Below are 22,734 nucleotides of genomic sequence, written 5' to 3'. Positions count from 1 at the left end.
AAGCAAATGTGCGCTATAAAACAGCACTTATAAACTCAGATTTTGCTGTTTACTGACGATATATTCTATGATAATATTAGCTTTATAAGTATTATTGCATCCTCATGGATCCACTTTCAGCGTTAATCAGTTTGCTCGATACTAACGATAAAAAGCTTTTCAGGCAGTTTTTAAAGCGCAAAAACAAACGGAACGATGTAAAGAATTTGCAACTACTGGATTTGATAGAAACTGACGATATCAGCAGGTTAGACCAACTCTATCATCCAGAAAAAAACAAGGACGCCTACCACGCTTTACGTAAAAGGCTGCAGGATAGCCTGCTCGTGTTCTTGTCGCAAAAAGCCTTCGAAAGCAATCAATCGGACACTTATGACGCGCTACGACTCGTGGTGGTAGGGCGTTTCCTGTTAGAAAACGATGTGGTGAAGGTGGGTTTCAAATGTTTGGATAAGGCAGAACGGCTGGCTGAGCACTTAGAGCAGTTTAACTTGTTGAATGAGCTTCTGCTATTAAAGCTGCAATATGCGCACTTACCGGAAGCCGAAGATTTTGAAGGTTTAACGGCACGCTTCCTGCACAATCAATCAGATATGCAACGCGAGGCCAAACTCAACATGGCCTATGCCTTTTTAAGGCATGAATTGCAGCAGATACACTTGGGAGGGAAGGTTGTTAATCTGAATACCTTAATGCTGACTACTATCCGGAAATACAAAATTTCGGTGCAGGATCTGATGACTTACAAGTCCGTTTACCAAATCCTTTTTATTGCTAATGAATACGCCGCTATACAGCATAATTATGGGTTAATAGAACGCTACATCGACCGGACTAATCAGTTTATACAAAGGCAGGCTAACCAAAAGAAAGCCTATCTCTTTTACCATATCTCCATTTTGTACTTTCTATCAAATTTCCATTTACGACAAAAGGATTTCGGAAAGAGTACGGCTATACTAAAGGAAATGATGGACTTGATGACTTTGGATATTCGTTATCATGCAGTGTTTTATTTGCGTTATCAGTTGCTCTCAGCCCTCAACCTATTCTTTACCGGTTTTGCTGATCGGGCAGTAGTCTTATTGCGGGAATCATTATCGGTTTCCAAACCTTCGTCTAAACCCGAGGACATTGAGGATATACGAATATGCCTGGCTATGTTTTTAGCCCTCTATAACAACCGCGAAAGCTTGAAGCAGTTAATGCTGCTAACACGTACAGACGCCTGGTATGAGAAGAAGATGGGCATGCTTTGGGCCATCCGCAAGAACCTGATGGAAATTTTGGTACAAGCACAATTCTCTAACATTGAGCTTGCTATGTCCCGCTTAGCCAGCTTTCGCCGCAGATACAGAAAGTACTTGCTTAAAACATCTGAAGAGCGTGTGCTGATGTTTTTAAGTTTGGTGGAGAGATACCTGTTAAATCCCGACGTTGTTTTTGAAACATCTTATCAAAAAAAGGTATTGAACCTTCAAGGCGAGACCGGCAATAGCGACATTTTTATTTTAAGCTTTATCAGTTGGTTAATAGCACAGTGTAAGAAGAAAAATGCATATCAAGTGGTGTTGCAACTAATTCAGGATGATAGCCAGTTACAAGAATAAGTGCGGGTACTCTTCCTCTTTCAATCTCCCTGTTCTCAAAATAATCCGGTCTGCATCTAATCTTTACTACATGGCTATCCATTGAGCAGGATAGCGCTAAATTAGCCGTTATTTTAGAAATTTAATTATATTTACCTGAACCAATTGTTAAAGCTAAAGTATGAGCGGATTTATGCAGCGAAAGCATACTTTCTATATACTTGTTATTTTCTTTTTATTTCAGTTTGCTGCCACCTTAGCTCAACAGCCACTGAGGTTTAATCATTTGTCTTTCAAGGAAGGGCTTATACAAAGTCCTGTAGCAACATTGTTTCAGGACGATAGAAACTTTGTTTGGATTGGTAACTGGAAAGGCTTAACCCGTTATAATGGCTATGAATTTACCACTTTTAAGCATCAGGAGAATAACCCCGAAAGTTTAAGTAATAACCGGGTAAATGCTATTTGCCAGGATAAAAAAAAACGGCTTTGGGTTGCTACCTCAAACGGGCTGAATATTTATGATCCTAAGACTGAAAAATTCAAGCATATAGGTATCCTGAACATCAAAGGCGGGCGCAATTATATCTCGTCTGTTATTCAGGATCATAACCGTAATATTTGGATAGCAACTTTTGGTGGTGTAAAACAGGTAGATACCGCAACTTTAAAAATCGAAGACGTTGCGGCTTTTAAAGGTGATGGCCATTCAGACATCAATAGTGGCATTACCTTTACACTTTTTCAGGACAGGTCATCCGTCATCTGGATAGGTACACGCCAGGGAGTTAAGCGATTCAATCCCCAAATCAAAGCAATAGTTCCCCTTCCACCATGTTTGGCTAACAACACAGAGCTATCTCAATCCAAGGTTCTGGTGATCAGGCAGGACAGGCAAAACAACATTTGGTTTGGTACAGAAACATCGGGCCTGTTTGTTTACAATCCTGCTACGGGCAACTGTCATCAATACAAGCATGATGATCAAAACGCTAGATCACTGCAGTCCGACTGGATTAAAGCTTTATTGATACGTAATGATAATACCATTTGGGTGGGTACCCGTCGTGGCTTAAGCATTTTCCACCCCGAAAGTGAAAAATTTGATAATTACACACACGACCCGGCCAATGCAAGTAGCCTGAACGACCACACAATCTGGAGTTTTTTGCAGGATAATGCGGGCGGAGTCTGGATAGGTACTTTTGCTGGTGGGATCAACATATCCTATCCCGGAAATAACAATTTTACCAACATCGGCGAACGGGTAGGTAACGAGGCCGGCCTAAACCACCCGGTGGTAAATGCCATATTAGAGGATACTGGCCATAAGTTGTGGATTGGCACTTATGGGGGTGGCCTTAACCTGGTTAACCGCGAAACGGGCAGCCACATTTACTACTCTGTTAAAAACACACGACAGGGCAATTCTAGCAACGGTGTAAAGTGCTTGGCGCAAGACAAGCAGGGCAACTTGTGGATTGGTACGCTGGATGGTCTTTGTAAATTTAACAAGCAAACTAAAGCCGTTACTTATTTTAAATTTGCCATTCATGAGGGTAAATTAAGTGAAAATCTGATTAATGCTGTTTTGCCCGATAAAGATGGCGTTTGGGCGGGCACCAACGGCGGAGGCTTGCAGTTTTTAAAGCCCGACGGTTCTTACACAACCCTTACGCACCAGGAAAGCGACAAGCACTCGCTAAGCGATAATTTTGTTACCGCACTGCTGTATGATGAAAAAGGTAACCTGTGGATAGGGACGCAAAGTGGTTTAAACTATTATAACAAGGCACAAAAACGTATAACAGCCTGCTATAAAAGAAAAGGACCTTTCGCTATAAGCCATAATACAGTTACCTGCCTGTTTTATGACAGTAAAAAACGTCTTTGGGTAGGTACGGAGGGTGGAGGCCTCAATTGCTTTGATGAAAAATCGGGCCGGTTTTACAATGTCAACACTAAGTTGGGTGTTACGGATGATGTAATACACACCATTGTGGCAGATAACACAGGTAAACTATGGGTAAGTACTGACGACGGCTTGTTCAGAATACGCTTCAGCAATCATCAATTTCCCTTTACCAGCCGTAATACACACATCACTCAGTTCACGGCCAATGATGGCCTTGCCAGCAACCAGTTTTTAACCAACTCGGGGCTCAAAACTAAAAATGGCGAACTGCTTTTTGGAGGCATTAACGGTCTAACTATCTTCAATCCCCAAAGCTTGCTTAAAAATAGCCATAAACCACAGGTGGTGCTAACCCGATTGTCGATCAAAAATAAGCCGGTGGCAATTAATGACGAAGATTCACCCTTAAAAGAAGCGATAACGGAAACGCGAAATCTTACACTTCAATACAATCAGGGCTATATTACGCTTGATTTTGCTGCATTAAACTTTAATAATCCTGAAAATAACCAGTATGCCTATAAGCTTGAAGGATTAAAAAGTAGCGATGATTGGCATTACGTGGGTGCGCAGCATAGCGCCAGCTACACCAATTTAGATCCGGGCAATTATGTGTTTAAAGTAAAAGCGTCCAATAACGATGGTTTATGGAACGATGAGCCAACGGTGCTTAACATTAAAGTATTGCCTCCGTTTTGGCTCACCTGGTGGGCTTATGCTTTGTATGCAATAACCTTTTTCCTTGTTCTGTATGTTATCATCAGGTTTTTTAAAGTACAGGCTCGCCTGGAGCGGGATCTGTATCACGAACACCTGCACAACGAACGGCAGCAGGAGCTTTACCAACTGAAACTGAACTTTTTTACCAATATATCGCACGAAATACGTACACCACTAACGCTCATTTTAGGTCCGCTGGAAAAGCTAATGGAAAGCACGCGGGAAAACTTCACCCTTTACAGGCAGATTGGTACCGTAAAAAACAATGCTGACCGCCTGCTGCGCTTAGTTACGGAGTTACTCGATTTTAGAAAGGCAGAAGCCGGCCACCTAAAAATGTACTATGCCGAAAACGATATTGTAAAGTTTGTAGAAGAAATCTTCCTTTCGTTTCAGAACCTGGCCATTAGCAAAGACATCAATTATAAATTTTCTTCGGTCTATCACCATCAAGAAATTTATTTCGACAAAGACCAGTTAGAAAAGGTATTCTTTAACCTGCTTTCCAACGCTTTTAAGTTTACACCTAACGGAGGCTGTATTACCTTAACTATACAGCAAAGTAGTGCAAACGAGGGCTGGATTGAGATCAGTGTAAAAGATAACGGCAGGGGTATTCCAGAAAATGGTCAGCAAAACCTTTTTCAGAACTTTTTCCAGGTAGAGGATGGCCAAAATCATCCGATAGGAACTGGTATTGGTTTGGCGCTTTCCAAAAACATTGTTGAGTTACATAAAGGAGAAATTGATGTACGCAGCAAAATGGCCACTGCCACTGCTGCGGGCGAAACTGAGTTTATTGTTTCTCTTCAAAAAGGAACGCAACACCTGAATGCTGGTGCCATTATAGAACATGATGCCAGCGGTGAAGATGCAGCCCAATATTATTTACATACAGAAGTTGACAATATAACCGAGAATCACAGTAATGCTTTAACCGTTGAAAGGGCTTATACCATTTTAGTGGTAGAAGATAATGATGAAGTACGAAAGTTTATAACCGAATCGCTCGAAAGCCAATACCGGGTAATAGGAGCAATGCATGGAGTTGAAGGGTTGACGACTGCACTTGAGTATTTGCCCGATTTGATAATTACTGATGTGATGATGCCCGAAATGGATGGCACAGAGTTTTGCAGGCAGGTAAAGAGCGATGAACGGTTGAATCATGTTCCCGTAATTATGCTTACGGCCCGGGCAAACTATGTGCATCAGTTAAGCGGTTTTGAACATGGCGCCGATGCCTATATTACTAAACCTTTCAGCTTGCAACTGCTGCAGTTACAGGTGAGCAACATTTTGGCATCCAAGCAGGCTATAAGACAAAGGTTTAGCCGGGAGTTGCTATTGCAGCCACAAAAAACAACACTCGTATCCCCAGATGATAAGTTTTTAGCCAGGCTCATGAGTGTTATTGAAAAGCACTTGGATGATGCTGGTTTTGGGGTAGCGGAACTGATTGATGAAATAGGCATGAGCAAAAATGTACTCTACAAAAAAGTACAGGCTTTAACCAATCTTTCTGTGGCCGATTTTATAAAGTTCATTCGCCTTAAGAAGGCCGCTCAGTATTTTGACGAAAACAAACTCTCAATTGCTGAGGTAGCTTTTGCCGTTGGTTTTAACGACCGGAAGTACTTTAGTAAAGAGTTTAAAAAGCAATTCAACTTGTCGCCATCAGAGTACCTGTCTAAGCATGCCCCCGAAGCTGCCAACTAACACGTTATAATTCGCAAACCCGTATCGGTAAAGTTTAAAATAAGCCGATTTTTGCTTTATGGCGAAGATTTTACCCCTATTTAAGGAAATTTGACGCCCCCTGTCCATGTAAAATCGCAACATATTTGCCTAACCAATTTAACTAATTTTTGAGATGAGAGACTTTTACCTTCACCAGGGCAAAGGCAACTTCGTGTTGTATACGCCTGCCTTACCTATGCACCCGGCATGTGTGCCCGGTCAATCAGCCTTTGGCAAATTCATAAAAACCACTTAACCAAAAACCACTGTATGGACAAATTTTACTCTGTAAAAGCGTCTGTTGGGAACAGTTTTTTTAGCAAGCTCAAAGCAATAGTAACTATCCTAATAACAGGTATTGTACTTTGCTCAGGTTTAAACTCGTTTGCTCAACAGGCCATAACGGTAACCGGTACCGTAAAAGATTCAAAAGGCGAGGCGCTGCCCGGCGTAAGCGTGCGCATCAAAGATTCGCAATCGGGTACTACTTCACTGGCTACCGGCAACTATAGCATCAGGGTGCCTAATGCCAACGCTACGCTGATATTCAGTTTTATTGGCTTTGGTACACAAGAAGTTGCCATTGCAGGCAGAACCCGAATTGATGTTACCATGGGCGATAATGCTACCGGTCTTAATGAGGTGGTAGTGTTGGGCTTTAACCAGCAACAAAAGAAATCATCATTAACAGCGGCAGTAAGTACCGTTAGCGGGCGCGAAATTTTGCAGTCGCCAACAGCTAATACTACCAATAGCCTGGTTGGTCGGGTAACGGGTGTTACCGCTGTGCAGCGCAGCGGGCAGCCAGGTGCAGATGGTGCCGTACTTAACGTACGCGGGCAGTCCACTTACAACAACTCAGGTGCTATTGTGGTGGTTGATGGTATTGAGCGCCCCAATTTTGGCGACATTGACCCTAACGAGATTGAAAACATCAGTATACTAAAAGATGCCGCTTCAACGGCCATTTATGGTATACGTGGTGCCAACGGTGTAATTGTAGTTACCACAAAGGTGGGCCGTATAGGTAAACCCAAAGTAAGCTATACCGGTAACTTCAGTTTGCAAAGCTATACCGGTATTCCTAAGGCGTTAAGCGCCTATGATAATGCTTACCTCATGAACGAGGGCATGCGTAATGATGGCGTTGCACCACGCTGGACCGATACTGAGCTGCAAAAGTTTAAGGATGGTTCAGATCCCTTAGGTTATCCGGATGTAAACTGGTTTGATTACCTCACGCGCAAATATTACCCGCAAACGCAGCATAACGTAAACATTAGCGGCGGTACCAATGTGATCAGATACGCTGTTTCTGCCGGCTATTTATATCAGGGTGGTATCTTCAAAAAGTTCGATTCGCCTTTTGGCATCAACTCACAACCCGATTATAACCGTTATAATTTCAGGAGCAACGTTGATATAAACCTGAGCAAAAGTTTAACGGTAAGCGTTAAACTTGGCGGACGTATGGAGCGCCGCTATCAGCCGGCGGGTTTGCGCGCTTCATCGGGCAATTTCTCGTACGATAACCTGGAAGGTATGATTTCGCGTATTTTACAAACGCCGTCATTTGCCTATCCGGTTATGTTGCCCGATGGTCGCATTGCGCAAAACTCCGAAGTGGGTACCAATATCTGGAATCCACTGGCTGTAATTACCCGCTGGGGTACTCGTAACGATGATAATAACACGGTTGAAAGTACCTTTAACCTTAACTGGAAACTGGATGCCATAACTAAAGGACTAACCTTTACTACCAATTTTGGTTACGACTCCTATTACACCAGCGCCACCCGCCGTAATGCCGTTTGGGCCGCCTATACTTACGATAGGCAAACAGGTGCAATAACGCTATCGAGCGATAGGCCGCGCGATGAGCCTTTGAGTACACTGATATCTGAAAGCGGCGGTACATTGCGTACCAATATCCAAACAGGGTTTAATTACAACCGCAGTTTCGGTAATGATCATAACGTAAGCGGGTTATTGTTAGGCACCCGCCAGCTCATAAAAGGTGAGGGCACTACACAATACACCATACCGCCACGTGCCGCTCAGGGCGTATTAGGCCGTATTACCTACAACTTTCGCGAAAAATATTTCTTTGAAGCTGATGCTGGTTACAATGGTTCTGAAAACTTTGCCAAAGGAAAACAGTATGGTTTCTTTCCGGCAATATCGGCCGGGTGGACTATCTCTAAAGAAAGCTTCCTGAAAAATGTAGAATGGCTGGACTTTTTGAAGATTAGAGGAAGTTACGGTAAAGTGGGTAATGATCAACTCGATCAGCGCTTCTTATTCCTTACCAATTACGCTATTACCACCAACGGTATACAGTTTGGCCAGGTAACTGCGCCAACCAACAACCAAATAGTTTATCTGCCAAATACCTCAACCCTTAACGGGTTAGGCAACCCAGATATTACCTGGGAGACCGGTATTAAAAGGAACATCGGTTTTGAGAGTGAGTTTTTTAATCATCGCTTGAAAGTAAATGTGGATTTCTTTGACGAAAAGCGTTCGGATATCTTAACCGACAGGCGTTCGGGCTTATTAGCATTTGGGCACTTATACCCATCGCTTAACGTAGGTGAAGTATACAATAAAGGTTACGAGGCCGAAGTTGACTATCAACACAAAATTGGTAAGCTAACATTGGGCATTAATACCCAGCTATCATTTGCACGCAACCGTATTGACAATGCCGATGAGCCAATTGGTGCGCCCGACTACCAAAAGCAGCAAGGTAAAAGGGTTGGCCAGTTCTTTGGTTATAAAACCAACGGATTCTTTACCTCTGAACAGGATATAGCCAACTCGCCTTTAGTAAGTTTTACAACTAAATCCATCCCCGGCGATTTGAAATATGTTGACGTTAATGGCGACAATGTAATTAACACGGATGACCGCGTAGCGATAGGTTATTCGCGCATACCCGAGTATACTTACAGTTTTACACCACGTGCATCATGGAATAATATCTCATTATCCATCCTGTTTCAGGGGGTAGCCAATGTAAGTTCGGATGTTTTTTTGTCTGAGCAAAACAATGGCCAGCAGATGTATGAATTCATGCTAGACAGGTGGACGCCACAAACCGCGGCCAGTGCAACATGGCCTGCTATACACTCACGTTCGAGCACGTACCCCAACTACCAGCTTAATGATTTTGTGCTGCAAAACGCGGCTTACCTCAAAATTCGTAACGCTGAGTTAGCCTGGATGTTGCCTTCGCGCTGGGTTAAGGCATTAAAAGTAGCGTCCATAAGGGTATTTGCCAACGGTCAAAACCTGCACACCTGGACCAAATTTAAAATGTATGTAGATCCGGAGAATGTGAACCTTTCTAACACGAGCTTCTCTAAGCAATCGCTTTACCCGTCATCACGCATCTACAATTTTGGTGTTAACCTCCAATTTTAAACTTGTTATGAAAGCTTTTAAATTATACACTATCATATGCACCGCTTTACTGCTCACCTCATGCAGTAAAGACTTTTTAGACCGCACCCCGGGTGTAACCCTACCTGAAGATGCCGTGTTTACAGATCCGGTACTGGCATCACAATATGCCATTAGCGCCTACGCTTACCTGGTGGACGATTATGTGCGCTTTGACGACCACCGCGGTACCACATCGCAGGCCTCAGACGAGGCCGTATCCGGTAACCTCGACCGCTCAGTGCTTTATCTGAACCAAGGGCTTTTTCATGATCATTCAGAAAGGGTAGCCTCGCTGAATGATATTGTGAACGTTTGGGACAGGGAGTACCAAGGGATTGCCATTACCAACATGATGCTTTCTAAAATGGCCACCGTGCCCTGGACAAGCATTCAAAACCCGGCACGTATAGAGGGTGAAACACGTTTTCTACGGGCATTTTTTTATTTCGAACTTATTAAAAGGTTTGGCGGTGTGCCGATTATAGATCGCGTTTATGGCGTTAATGAAGATATTGACCTGCCACGTGCAAGCTACAATGATTGTGTAAAGTTCATCATGGCCGATCTGGAGAAAGCCGAAACACAATTGCCTCGGGCAGAAGATTTGCCCCTTGCCGAGAACGGCCGCGCTACAATCGGTGCTGCCAAAGCGCTGAAGGCAAGAGTACTGTTGTATGCGGCCAGCGCTTTGAATAATGAAAGTAATGATTTATCTAAATGGGCACAAGCTGCCGCAGCCGCTAAAGCGGTTATGGATTTAGGCACTTACTCATTACAACCTACCTACAAAGACATTTTAAATGTAACCTCATCAACCGAGTATATCATGATGAAGGTTAGATCGACCCGTGTTAATACGGACGGTAAAATCATCGACTTTGCACAATCCCCAGGTTCGGGCGGAGCCAACGGGCAGATGAACCCTACCCAAAACCATGTGGATTTGTATGAAATGACCAATGGCAAGGCCATAGCAGATCCCACCTCAGGATATGACCAGCAGCGGCCTTACGCTAACCGCGATCCGCGTTTAACCTGGAACGTTATTTATAACGATGAAAATTATCAGTCTCGCAAAATAGAGATGTGGTCGCAAAACAATGCTAACGGTACCGTAACCTACGGCAAAGATTACAATGCCAACAACATAATTTATACTGCTACCCGCTACTATTGCCGCAAATACTGGCCCGAGGTTTACATTAACCGTGTAGCAGGTGCCACTTACCTGAACTTTCTGTTTTTTAGATATGCGGAGGTATTGCTCAATTATGCCGAGGCACAAAATGAAGCAGTTGGTCCGGATGCCAGTGTGTATGATGCCATAAACCAGATAAGGGCACGAGGCGATGTAAACATGCCACCCTTGCCCCTCGGCCTAACTAAAGATCAAATGCGCGAACGTATCCGTAATGAGCGTGCCGTTGAACTAGCCTTTGAAGATCATCGCTGGTATGACATCATGCGCTGGAAAAAAGGCCCCGAGATTGTGGCCCAGCCGGTTTATGGAATGAACGTGATAAAAAATGCTAACGGCAGTTTTACCTACAGCAAGGTGCTTTTAGGTTCCAACTACCAAAAAGTATTCAGGGATTATATGCACCGCTACCCCATACCACGCACCGAGATATACAAGAGTAAGGGCAAACTGGTGCAAAATACCGGGTGGTAGCGTAACTAACAGTCGGGAAATATTTCTCTTAACCCTAAATTCATTATGAGCTTAACCAAATACAAATATATTCTTTCGGTACTGTGCTGTTTGCTTTGGGCAGGTATGGTACTGGCCCAAAGGCCTGATGAGCAGCTTACCATTTCGGGTAAAGTGCTGGGCGCTAACAGGCAGCCACTGGCCGGCGTAAACGTTTACAAGCAAGAATCGGGAGCATCGGTTCAAACCGGTGCCGATGGTGGCTTTTCCTTTCAAGGTACAGCTACCGACGTTATTGTGTTTCAATACGCAGGATACATAACTATAACCAAAATAGCCCCGGAGTTATCAAACGCCAACGTGGTGCTCCAGCCCGCATTGATAGATGCTGGCGATGCCGACGATGTATATATACCATTCGGCATTCGTAAAAAGCGGCAGTTAACAGGTACGGTAAGTGCTGTTAAGGGAAGCCAGTTACCACAGTTGCCTTCATCAACTTTAAACAACGTACTGGTGGGCCGCCTTGCTGGCTTGTATATACAGCAAACTGATGTTGGGCCCGGTGCTGATGAGGCAACGTTTCTGGTACGCGGGCGCTCCTCATATAACAGCAACCAGCAACCAATTATATTGGTTGATGGTGTGCAGCGCAACTTTACCGATATGGATTTGAACGAAGTTGAAAGCATCAGTGTGTTCAAGGACGCAGCATCGCTTTCCTGGTACGGTATGTATGGTGCTAATGGCATTATATCGGTACGTACCAAACGTGGTTCAGCTACACGCACCCGTATTACGTTTGATGCACAGGGAGGTATGCAAACACCGTTAAGCCTTACCAGGCCATTGGATGCTTATACCTATGCTTCTTTATACAACGAGGCGCAGGCAAACAGCGGAGCAGCTCCTGTATATAACCAGGCTGCATTAGATGCTTACCGTAATGGAACAGATCCGATAGCCTATCCGAACAACAACTTTGTTGATCAGTTTATTAAAAAAGCTGCACCGGTACAGCGCTATGTAGCCACGGTTAGCGGTGGTAACAGCTTTGCACGTTACTTTACCATGATAAGCTATTTTAACCAGGATGGCTTATACAAAGGCGCCAACAACCCGGAGTATAATGCTAACAGCAATTTTCAACGGTATAACTTTCGTACCAATCTGGATCTGCATGTTAACAAAAATCTGGATGTGCAGGTTGACGTAGGCGGCCGTATTAACAGCTTGCGCCATGCCGATGCTACTAACTCAACTATACTGGGTGCTATTTATACCACACCGGCAAATGCCTATCCTTTGTTAAATCCAAATGGCTCATTTGGTGGTACTTCATTGTTCAGAAATAACCCGCTGGCACTTTTAACAGCCGATGGTAATGCCACCGATTTAACCCGAAGCCTGTTGGCCACCTTAACCGCCCGCCAAAAGGTAAACTTTATACCAGGCCTTTCTATAAATGTATTGTATTCATATGACATACGCAGCAATTATACCTCGGGCTATGCGCAGGATTTTGCCGTGTATGAACCGGGTGCAACCGTGGGTAGCTACTCGGCTTATGGCACAGCAACCCCATTAACTTTTGCCAATACCGATTTTAACAGCAACCTGCGCAGTAACGAGTTTTGGGGCGGTTTTGATTATGATAAGACGTTTGGCAGTCACGGCATCAATTTTACTACACGCTATATGCGTACTGTTATATCGGCCCCTGGTTCACTTGATGACAAGGCAGAGGGTTGGTCTAACCGGCTTTCTTATAACTACAACCAACGTTACTTCGTGGATGTAATTGGTACCTATTCAGGTTCGCAAGTGTTTGCGCCGGGTAAGCAATGGGGCTTTTTTCCAGCCGTGTCTGCCGGATGGATTGTCTCGGAGGAAAGCTTCTTAAAGTCGGCGAAGTTTTTAAACTACCTAAAACTGCGCGCATCATACGGCATAGTAGGTAACGATGACTATAGCCTGGGCCGTCGGTACGCTTATAACAACTACTTTAGCCGCGGGCAAACCGGCTTTATATTTGGTACCGGCTTTTCTGCACCAAACGCAACAACCCAAAATGCATTGGCCAATCCTGATCTTACCTGGGAAAGAGCCCGCAAAACCAGCATAGGCTTTGATGCCAAATTCCTGAACCAGATGTTTAGCCTAAGCGCTGATTATTTTCAGGAACTGCGTTCGGACTTGTTGACCAATTCGCTCACACCAAGTATTATAGGCCAGAACTTAATACAGGTTAATGCCGGCAAGGCACGCTATCGCGGTGTTGAAACAGAACTGAGCTTTTATAAAAAACTGAATAAAGTTGAGCTGAACCTATTTGGTAACTATACTTATCAAAAAAGCAAAGTTCTGGCTATTAATGAAGAGGCTGGTTTACCCGCTTACCAGAAACCGTTAGGCCATACTATTGGCAGTGTAATGCAGGTAAGTTCAAGCGGCCCTACCTACATTAGCAACTTTTTACAGGCCGACGGTGTTTTCCAAAGCGATGCCGAGGTTGCTGCTTCACCCGTACAGCGTTTTGCCGGTACAGTTAAAGCTGGCGATATCAAGTACAAAGATATTAACGGCGATAACGTTATTGATAATTTAGACTTTGTGCGTACCGATTACAATTATGTGCCCAAGGCTTACTATGGTTTTGGTGGCTCGGTGAAGTATGCAGGTGTTGATGTGGCTGTGATGTTTCAGGGAACAGCAGGCCGAACAATTTCTATTAATAACCTGGTAAACAGCGGCACTGCAAGTAATGGTTACCTTAACCAGTTTAGCGTTAACCGCTGGACACCCGCCAACGCTGACGCTGCGCTTTACCCGCGCCTGCTGGTGGCCGACCGCGCTAACAACACGCAAAACTCTGACTTCTGGCTGCGCAATGGCGATTACCTGCGCCTCAAGCATGCCGAAATCGGCTATACCTTACCCGCCCGTTGGGTTAATAAGATAAAGCTCTCATCATTGCGCGTCTACCTGAGTGGCTTTAACCTGCTTACGTTTGATAAGCTCGATGGTTTGGGTGTAGACCCGGAGATGCCACAATCGGGCTATGCATTTGCCTATCCCAACCTCAGGACCTACTCTGTTGGTATAAACGTGAAATTTTAATTGTGAACCTATGATGTTGAATGAGATGAAAAGTAAAAAATACACCTTTTACATAGCTATCATGCTGCTTACAGCGTTGGGCACAGGTTGCAAAAAGTATCTGGACGATGGTAGTGTTACCGAAGGCCCTATAACCGGCCAGCAGGTTTGGGCAAATAATGATTATGCCCGCGGTGTGTTAAACAGCGCCTACACCAATGTTCCCGATCGTTATGACATTGACGATAACGGTGCTATGCAGGCATCGGCCACCGATGAGGCAGTTAACTCCAACCTGAACTCAAGTGTCTACACCTTTACCAACGGCACTTGGAGCCCGTTTCGCACGGTTGATGATCTGTACAGTAACCTGTATACCGGCTTAAGACGGGCCAACCTATTCCTGGCTAATGTAAATGCCAGTAACATTGTTAGCGTACCTTCTGAAGTGGTGAAAGACCCGGATCCGGTAAAGGCCGCTTATGATTCGACCTTAACAGGCCAAAAAGCGAGATTGAAAGGCGAGGCATTTTTTCTGCGTGCCTACTTTCATTTTGAGCTGTTGCAACGTTATGGCCGTATTGTGTTGGCTACCCGCGTTTTTGAGAATAACGAAGAGCTTAACCTGCCCCGCAATACCTTTGCTGAGTGTGTAAGCCAGATAACGCTCGATTGCGACTCGGCAATTCAGCGCCTGCCTGCTTATACCGATTCCTACAGTAATACTTACAAAGGCAGGGCCACACAGACTGCAGCTATGGCGCTAAAATCGCGTTTGCTGTTATACGCTGCCAGCCCTCAGTATAATCCATCGGCCGATGTTGCGAAGTGGCAAACCGCCGCCAACGCTGCTAAGGCTATCATCGACCGTAATTTACACTCTTTAATTACGCCTTACAACAACATATTCCTGTTCGGCACAGCGCCATATAATAAGGAGGTGATCTTTTCCGGGCAACCCAGCAGCCGTAACGATATAGAGCAGAACAATGCGCCCGTTGGTTATGATGGTGCGCTGGGCAGAACCAATCCTACACAGGAAATGGTAGATGCTTTCGAAATGCGTACCACCGGTCGCCTTGTTACCGATCCGCTTTCGGGTTATAGCGCTACCAACCCTTACGCCAACCGCGATCCCCGCTTCGATCTGGTTATTCATTACAATGGCAAAACTTATAAAAGCCGCGCTATCGAAACATTTGTGGGTGGTCGTGATGGACTAGGGGCTAATGTGAATGCTACAAAAACAGGTTATTACATGCGTAAGTTTTTTAACGATGGGGTTACCTGGAACCAGCAAAGCAATACCAGTTCGCGCCGGCCATGGGTAATTTTCCGTTACGCCGAAATATTACTCAATTATGCAGAGGCGCTTAATGAGGTGCAAGGTCCTAACGCCGAGGTGTTAAGATACGTAAATTTAGTTAGGCAGCGTACAGGCGTAGCTTTGCCAGCCCTGCAAACTACCAACCCGACAGGGAATGCTTACGTACAGCCTACTAAAGAGGCCATGCGCGAGCGTATACATCATGAACGCCAGGTAGAACTTTGTTTTGAAGGCCATCGCTTTTTTGATGTACGGCGCTGGAAAGAAGGTGCCCGTTTCTTTAACGTGCCTGTAAATGGTATGCGCATTACAAAAAATGCTAACGGTACCTTTAATTATGAGCGCTTCCAAGTACAAAACCGTGTATTCGGAGATCAAAACTATCTATATCCCATTTCCCAGAACGAACTAAACCGGGCGCCTGCTTTAGGGCAAAACCTAGGCTATTAACAAACATCTACCCCGCCGGCAACATTATGGTTGCTGGCAACACAAAACCAGTATGCGAAAACTACACTACATACTTTTTACCATTCTGTTATTAAGTATTAAAGGCGCTGTTGCTCAAACAGCACTCATTCAAAACATTCAGGCACGTAAGATATTGAGCCTTAACGGCCGATGGAATTATATTGTTGACCCTTACGAAAACGGCTATTATGATTACCGGCATGAGGCTTTCGATCAGTCGGCATCAGGTACCGGTGGTTTTTATGATGATAAGAAGCCAAAGGACAAAGGCGAATTGATTGAGTATGATTTTGACTACTCGCCAACCTTAAATGTGCCGGGTGACTGGAACTCACAAGTTGAAAAGCTCGAAATGTACGAGGGAACGGTTTGGTACCGCCGTAAGTTTAAGGCCGATGTTAAAGCGGGTAAACGCTATATCTTGTACTTCGGCGCCGTAAATTACGAGTCGCATGTTTACCTGAACGGTAAAAAGCTGGGCACACATAAAGGCGGTTTTAACTCGTTTCAGTTTGATGTTACAGGTAAGTTGAAGGATGGTGAAAACTTTGTGGTAGTTAAAGCAGATAACAGCCGTAAGCAGGACGAAATACCCACCATTAATACCGACTGGTGGAACTATGGCGGCATAACCCGCGATGTATTTATAGCCGAAGTGCCTGATACTTACATAGCCGACTACAAAGTGCAGTTAGCCAAAGGCGATGCTGCGCACTTGGAAGGTTATGTGCAGTTAGATGGTAAAGACCTCTCGCAAACAGTGACATTGAACATACCCGAAGCGGGCGTAAAAATTAAGCTTAAAACTGATGGTAATGGGCGTGCTTTAATTAATCTGCCGGTTAAGAAATTAAGCTACTGGTCGCCCGAAAACCCTAAGCTTTACAATGTTACTTTAAGCAGTGCAAGCGATAACGTGGCCGACCGTATAGGTTTCCGCACCATACAGGTAAAGGGTACAGATATATTGTTGAATGGTAAGTCGGTTTTTTTAAGAGGTATTTCAATACACGATGAGAACCCGTTATTAAAGGGCCGTAACCGTTCAACCGGTGATTTAAAAATGCTGCTTACTTGGGCTAAAGAGATGAACTGTAACTATGTTCGCCTGGCGCACTACCAGCACAACGAAGAAATGCTGCGCCTGGCCGACGAGATGGGCTTAATGGTTTGGGCCGAAGTGCCGGTATACTGGACTATCTCATGGGAAAACGCTGCTACTTACCAAAATGCAGAAAATCAGCTTACCGGATTAATAACCCGCGATGCCAACAGGGCCAGCATTGTTGTATGGTCAATAGGTAACGAAACACCCGTAAGCGAACCACGGCTTAAATTTATGAGCAGCCTGGCCAGTAAAGCCCGCAGCTTGGATAATACCCGTTTAGTTGCTGCCGCCTTAGAAGTGCACCGCAAAGGAAATGAGGCTATTGTTGATGATCCGCTTGGCGAAAAACTGGACCTGGTAAGCTTTAACGAGTATGCAGGCTGGTACTGGGGTGGAGATCCATCAGGCATTACCAAGTACAACTTCAACATTAAATACAACAAGCCGGTAGTGATAACCGAGTTTGGCGGCGATGCCCTGGCCGGTTACCATGCTGATGCTAATACCCGCTGGAGCGAGGAATACCAGGAAGCATTATATAAGAACCAGATAGCCATGCTGGGCAAAATTACCGCCTTGCGTGGTATGACGCCCTGGATACTGGCCGATTTTCGTTCACCACGCCGCCAGCACCCGGTTTATCAGAATTTTTGGAACCGTAAGGGACTGGTGTCTGAAACGGGCAAAAAGAAACTTGCTTTCTACGTGCTCAAAAATTTTTATGATCAGGTACAACTGAAGTATAAATAACATCAACTTTATGAAAAAGCTTCTTCTGTTAGCCATGCTATCCTGTTCTATGGTGCTGGCTTGTTCAAAGCGCGGCGTAACCACCGATCCAAATCCTGCGGCACCTGTCGTACCAGTGGTTCCGGATAATACAACCTTGCAAAACAGCTTGCCGTTTCCGTTTGGTGCGGCGGTAAACATCGGGTTGCTAAAAACCAATACGGCGTATAGGGCCACTGTTGTAAAAGAATACAGCAGCTTAACGGCCGAAAATGCCATGAAAACCGGCAGTTTGCACCCACAGCAAAACACGTATGACTGGACCGATGCCGACTACCTGGTTGACTTTGCCAAACAGAACAACAAGCGTATACACGGTCATACCCTGGTGTGGTACAAATCTTTGCCGGCATGGATCACCAATTTTCAGGGTGATGCCGCTGCTTGGGAGAACTTGCTTAAAACACATATTCAAACCATAGTAACGCACTTTAAAGGTAAAGTAGCCTCGTGGGATGTAGTTAATGAAGCTTTTGAAGATGACGGTACTTTGCGCAACAGTATCTGGCTGCAAAAGCTGGGGCCTGATTACATAGCCCGCAGCTTTCAATACGCACACGAGGCCGACCCTGACGCCTTGTTGTTTTATAATGATTACGGTCATGAATATGGCCCAACCAAGCGTACCGCTATCTTGAACCTGGTTAATAATTTAAAAACAAGAGGTATTCCTATCAATGGTATAGGTATGCAAATGCATACGCGTTATAACCTGACCGAAAGCAACTGGCTAACTGCCATAACCACTGCGGCGCAAACCGGCTTAAAAGTTCATATATCTGAATTGGACATTGCCATGAACCCGGATGACAATCAGAGCCTCACCTTAACTCCGGCTTTGGCTCAAACGCAGGCACAAAAGTACGCATACATTGTAAAAGCATACAATGCCATACCTAAGACACAGCAATTTGGCATTACTACCTGGAACGTGTCAGACGCCGACACCTGGATAACCGGTAACTATAACCGACCCGACTGGCCACTGCCTTTTGATAACAATTACAACCGAAAACCTGCCTACCAAGGCATTTTAGATGGCGTAAAATAAACAGCTGCTAACCATATGAAACCAATAAATCTATATTATGAGAAATGTAACATTAACCTTAATTGCTGCTTGCATGGCGATGGGCGCCTGCAAGAAAGAAGCGGCAAACACAGGGCTTTCGAAGGACCTGATTGAAACCGGTAATTACCATGCCTTCGCTGATTCTGAAAAGATTTTAAAAGAGGCTAACCCCAACGTGCTGGTTGGTGCAGCAGTTAACTCTTCGTTGCTGGCAGAGGTGGGCTCTGCTTATCGTGAAATGGTTAAAAAGCAGTACAGCTGCCTTACCGCTGAGAACGACATGAAGATGAATGCTTTAAACACATCAAAGTATGTCTGGAACTTTACCGCTAAAAGCACTATTCCTCAGTTTGCCAAGGATTTTCATTTTGCACGTATTCATGGGCACGTTTTGGTATGGCACCGGGCATTGCCGCAGCATGTTACGGATATTCGTACGGCCAGTGCATCAAACGCGCAAAAGGCAGATACGCTACGGAATATGATGAAGCGGCATATTGACAAAACCATAGCTTACTACACCAACAACTTTAAAGATGTGAATGGCCAGCCGTTGGTAAAATCATGGGACGTGGTGAATGAGGCTTATGATGATGCAGGCGCACTGCGTACCGGCAACACTGCCGAAGGCAGCATTTGGATGAACTACATGGGCGAATCATATATTGAAACAGCTTTCAGGTACGCGAGGCAAGCAGCTAACGCCAATAACAACCCCGATCTGAAGCTCTTTTATAACGACTATGGTCATGATTATAGTGTGAGCAAACGCAACGCGATCTATAACAAAGTAATGGCCTTAAAAGCCATAACCGAAGGTGGCCTGCCCATTATTGATGGCGTAGCCATGCAGATGCATATACGTTACAATACACCTAAGGAAAACGTAGAGGCTGCCATTTTAAAAATGAAACAAACAGGCTTAAAAGTATTCATAGCTGAGCTGGATGTAAACCTGCGTTCGGCAGCCGAGCAAGATGCCAATACCGTATTATCAGCTTCAACAATAACCACTCGTGAGTTGCAGCAAAAGCAGCTTTACAAGGATGTAGTTGAGATATATACCCGTATAGTACCGGTTAACCAGCGATGGGGTATTACACTGTGGAATGTAGGTGATGCTGATTCGGCTTGGGGTGATGATGCCAGAGCCTGTTTGTATGATTTAAATTACTTAAGAAAAACAAACTTTTATTACTTCTTTGATGGCTTGCAGATACGGCCCTGATGGGCTCTGGCGAGAACTCAAAGACGATGATTATTCCTACAACATGTTTAGTTACAGAAAACTCCTTGGCACGCTGCTCATACTTGGCATATGGGCGGCAACGGCAAGCGCACAAAAGAAAACGATTAACCAGCGTGTGGATTCCTTACTACGGTTAATGACGCTGGAGGAAAAGGTAGGCCAGCTAAACCAGTACTCAGGTAAAGAGGTAACCGGTCCGGTAAGTGAGCGTAAAACCAACCAGCTTAATGATATCAAAAGTGGGCTGGTAGGTTCTATGCTTAACGTAAAAGGTGCTAAGGACACGCGCGAAATACAGGCGGTAGCTATGCAGTCGCGCCTTAAAATTCCGTTGTTGTTTAGCCTTGATGTTATACATGGGTATAAAACCATATTTCCTATCCCGTTGGCCGAAGCGGCTTCATGGGATATGGATGCCATCAGGCAATCGGCTCATATTGCTGCCAAGGAAGCAGCTGCAGTTGGTCAGCACTGGACGTTTGCACCTATGGTTGATGTAGGCCGTGATCCGCGCTGGGGCCGTGTAATGGAAGGTGCGGGTGAGGATACTTACCTCGGCTCAATGATTGCAAAAGCGCGGGTGAAAGGCTTCCAGGGTGAAAAGTTGGGTGGTATAGATGCGGTAATGGCCTGTGCCAAACACTTTGCGGCTTACGGTGCAGCCTTAGCCGGACGTGATTATAACGCAGTTGATATGAGCGATAATATGCTTTGGGAAACTTATCTGCCACCGTTTAAAGCGGCAGCAGATGCAGGGGTGGCTACCTTCATGAACTCGTTCAATACGCTTAATGGCATACCAGCCACAGGAAACACCTATCTGCAACGTGATATTTTAAAAGGCAAATGGGGCTACAAAGGCTTTGTGGTAAGCGACTGGGGGTCTATAGGCGAAATGGTTTCGTGGGGTTATGCAAGTAACAATACCGATGCGGCACTTAAAGCTATAACCGCTGGCAGTGATATGGATATGGAAAGCCATGCCTACATTACCAGCTTAGTGCAGCTTGTAAAAAACAAGAAAGTAGATATAAAACTCATCGACGATGCGGTACGACGCATTTTGTATAAAAAGTTTGAGCTGGGCTTATTTGAGGACCCTTACCGTTTCAGTAGCGAAACCCGTGAAAAGCTGGTGTTGAATGATCCTCAGCACAAGCTCATTGCGCGTGATGTAGCTCAAAAATCTATGGTGTTACTTAAAAATGAAAACCATTTATTACCTCTTTCCAAAACAATAAAAACCATTGCCTTAATCGGTCCGCTCGTTAAATCAAAGCGCGATTTGGAGGGCAGCTGGATACCGCAGTCAGACACTACACTGGTTACTAGTTTGTACGAAGGTTTAAAAAATAAAGTAAACGATAGTATAAACTTAATTTGTGCTGAGGGTACAGATGTTATGGGTAATCTAGGCGGCAACTTTGACGATGCTGTAGCTACCGCTCGAAAAGCTGACATTGTGGTAATGGCGCTCGGCGAATCTTGGGATATGAGCGGTGAGTCTAAATCAAGGGCTGATATTCGCTTACCTGGCCGGCAGGAAGCATTATTTAACGCCATCAGCGCTACAGGTAAACCGGTTGTAGTTGTACTAATGGCTGGCCGCCCCATGATCTTTAACCAGATTGCTGAAAAAGCCAAGGCTATACTATATGCATGGTGGCCAGGTGCCGAAGGTGGGAATGCTATAGCCAATGTGCTTTTTGGCGATTATAATCCGTCGGGCAAACTACCGGCAACCTTTCCGCGGGCAGTAGGGCAGATACCTTTAAGTTATGCCAGTTACACCACAGGCCGCCCCATCAAAAGTCCTAAAGACATTAAGTATAAATCAGCTTACATTGATGTGCCCAACACGCCGCAGTACGCTTTTGGGCATGGATTGAGCTATACTACATTTGCATATACCGATTTAAAGCTGGGCAAAAAAGCAGTAAAAAGAAATGAAATGGTAGGTGTTAGCTTTAAGCTGACCAATACAGGTAAGTACGCCGGCGAGGAGGTAGTACAATTATATCTTCAGGACCCGGTAGCTTCCTTGGCCCGCCCGGTTAAAGAGCTTAAAGATTTTCAGAAAGTATCATTAAAGCCCGGAGAATCCAAGATCATCAAGTTTCAAATTACTTACGATAAGCTTTGTTTCTACAACAGAAAGCTGCAGTGGGTGGCCGAACCCGGAAGGTTTAAAATTATGATTGGTAGCGCATCTGATGATATTAAGCTAAACGCCGAATTCGAGCTTCAGTAAATCGAACGCTGAAATCACATTCAGGCATAGCAGTGCCTGTTAGCTTCTACCCGGTTATTTTATCATTACCTAAGTTTGTAAGGATAGAAATAAATCCGTTTAATCAGAGGCAGGACTTATTAAAGTATTTACATTAAAAGCTAAAGCCGTTCCTTTTAGGTAACGGCTTTAGCTTTTACATTAAGTTGTATTTACTATAGCCATACTAAGAATCTCTGTTATGGGCAGCTATCTGACCGTTAAACTATTTGAGTTAGCAGGTGCTTCCTGGCATTTTAAGATTTATTATTTTTAAAGATAATTTTA

General features: G+C 44.6%; 11 protein-coding genes. All 11 read left to right on the top strand.

Features of this window, described 5'->3' with window-relative positions; all coding sequences use genetic code 11:
* The first annotated feature begins 104 nt into the window (after window positions 1-104).
* The 11 genes from ABDD94_RS17220 to ABDD94_RS17170 all read left to right on the top strand — a co-directional run bounded on the left by ABDD94_RS17220 (window position 105) and on the right by ABDD94_RS17170 (window position 22,428).
* Window positions 105-1,610, top strand: a complete 1,506-nt coding sequence (locus tag ABDD94_RS17220) for a hypothetical protein (RefSeq protein ID WP_345953284.1) — start codon at window positions 105-107, stop codon at window positions 1,608-1,610.
* Between the two features lie 160 nt (window positions 1,611-1,770).
* Window positions 1,771-5,943, top strand: coding sequence for a two-component regulator propeller domain-containing protein (locus ABDD94_RS17215; protein ID WP_345953283.1), 4,173 nt, complete (start codon window positions 1,771-1,773; stop codon window positions 5,941-5,943).
* A gap of 154 nt (window positions 5,944-6,097) precedes the next feature.
* Window positions 6,098-6,220, top strand: coding sequence for a hypothetical protein (locus ABDD94_RS17210; protein WP_345953282.1), 123 nt, complete (start codon window positions 6,098-6,100; stop codon window positions 6,218-6,220).
* Window positions 6,221-6,234: 14 nt separating this feature from the next.
* Complete coding sequence (locus ABDD94_RS17205) at window positions 6,235-9,390, top strand: TonB-dependent receptor (protein ID WP_345953281.1); 3,156 nt, start codon at window positions 6,235-6,237, stop codon at window positions 9,388-9,390.
* A 7-nt stretch (window positions 9,391-9,397) separates the two neighbouring features.
* Entirely contained in the window at window positions 9,398-11,083 is a 1,686-nt protein-coding gene (locus ABDD94_RS17200) for a RagB/SusD family nutrient uptake outer membrane protein (protein WP_345953280.1), read from the top strand.
* Window positions 11,084-11,128: 45 nt separating this feature from the next.
* On the top strand, window positions 11,129-14,182 hold the full coding sequence (locus tag ABDD94_RS17195; protein ID WP_345953279.1) for a TonB-dependent receptor: 3,054 nt from the start codon (window positions 11,129-11,131) through the stop codon (window positions 14,180-14,182).
* 10 nt (window positions 14,183-14,192) lie between these two features.
* Window positions 14,193-15,938, top strand: a complete 1,746-nt coding sequence (locus ABDD94_RS17190) for a RagB/SusD family nutrient uptake outer membrane protein (RefSeq protein WP_345953278.1) — start codon at window positions 14,193-14,195, stop codon at window positions 15,936-15,938.
* A gap of 52 nt (window positions 15,939-15,990) precedes the next feature.
* Window positions 15,991-17,817: a glycoside hydrolase family 2 TIM barrel-domain containing protein gene (locus ABDD94_RS17185; protein WP_345953277.1), complete on the top strand. Its 1,827-nt coding sequence runs from the start codon at window positions 15,991-15,993 to the stop codon at window positions 17,815-17,817.
* A 10-nt stretch (window positions 17,818-17,827) separates the two neighbouring features.
* Window positions 17,828-18,907: an endo-1,4-beta-xylanase gene (locus tag ABDD94_RS17180; RefSeq protein WP_345953276.1), complete on the top strand. Its 1,080-nt coding sequence runs from the start codon at window positions 17,828-17,830 to the stop codon at window positions 18,905-18,907.
* 37 nt (window positions 18,908-18,944) lie between these two features.
* Window positions 18,945-20,156 (top strand): endo-1,4-beta-xylanase, encoded by a 1,212-nt coding sequence (locus ABDD94_RS17175; protein WP_345953275.1) that lies wholly within the window; start codon window positions 18,945-18,947, stop codon window positions 20,154-20,156.
* Window positions 20,134-22,428 (top strand): glycoside hydrolase family 3 N-terminal domain-containing protein, encoded by a 2,295-nt coding sequence (locus ABDD94_RS17170; protein WP_345953274.1) that lies wholly within the window; start codon window positions 20,134-20,136, stop codon window positions 22,426-22,428. Before ABDD94_RS17175 ends, ABDD94_RS17170 begins: the two co-directional genes overlap by 23 nt.
* Window positions 22,429-22,734: the final 306 nt, after the last annotated feature.

The sequence above is a fragment of the Mucilaginibacter sp. PAMB04168 genome (assembly GCF_039634365.2).
GTDB lineage: Bacteria > Bacteroidota > Bacteroidia > Sphingobacteriales > Sphingobacteriaceae > Mucilaginibacter.
This window is presented reverse-complemented; position numbering and strand designations above follow the sequence as displayed.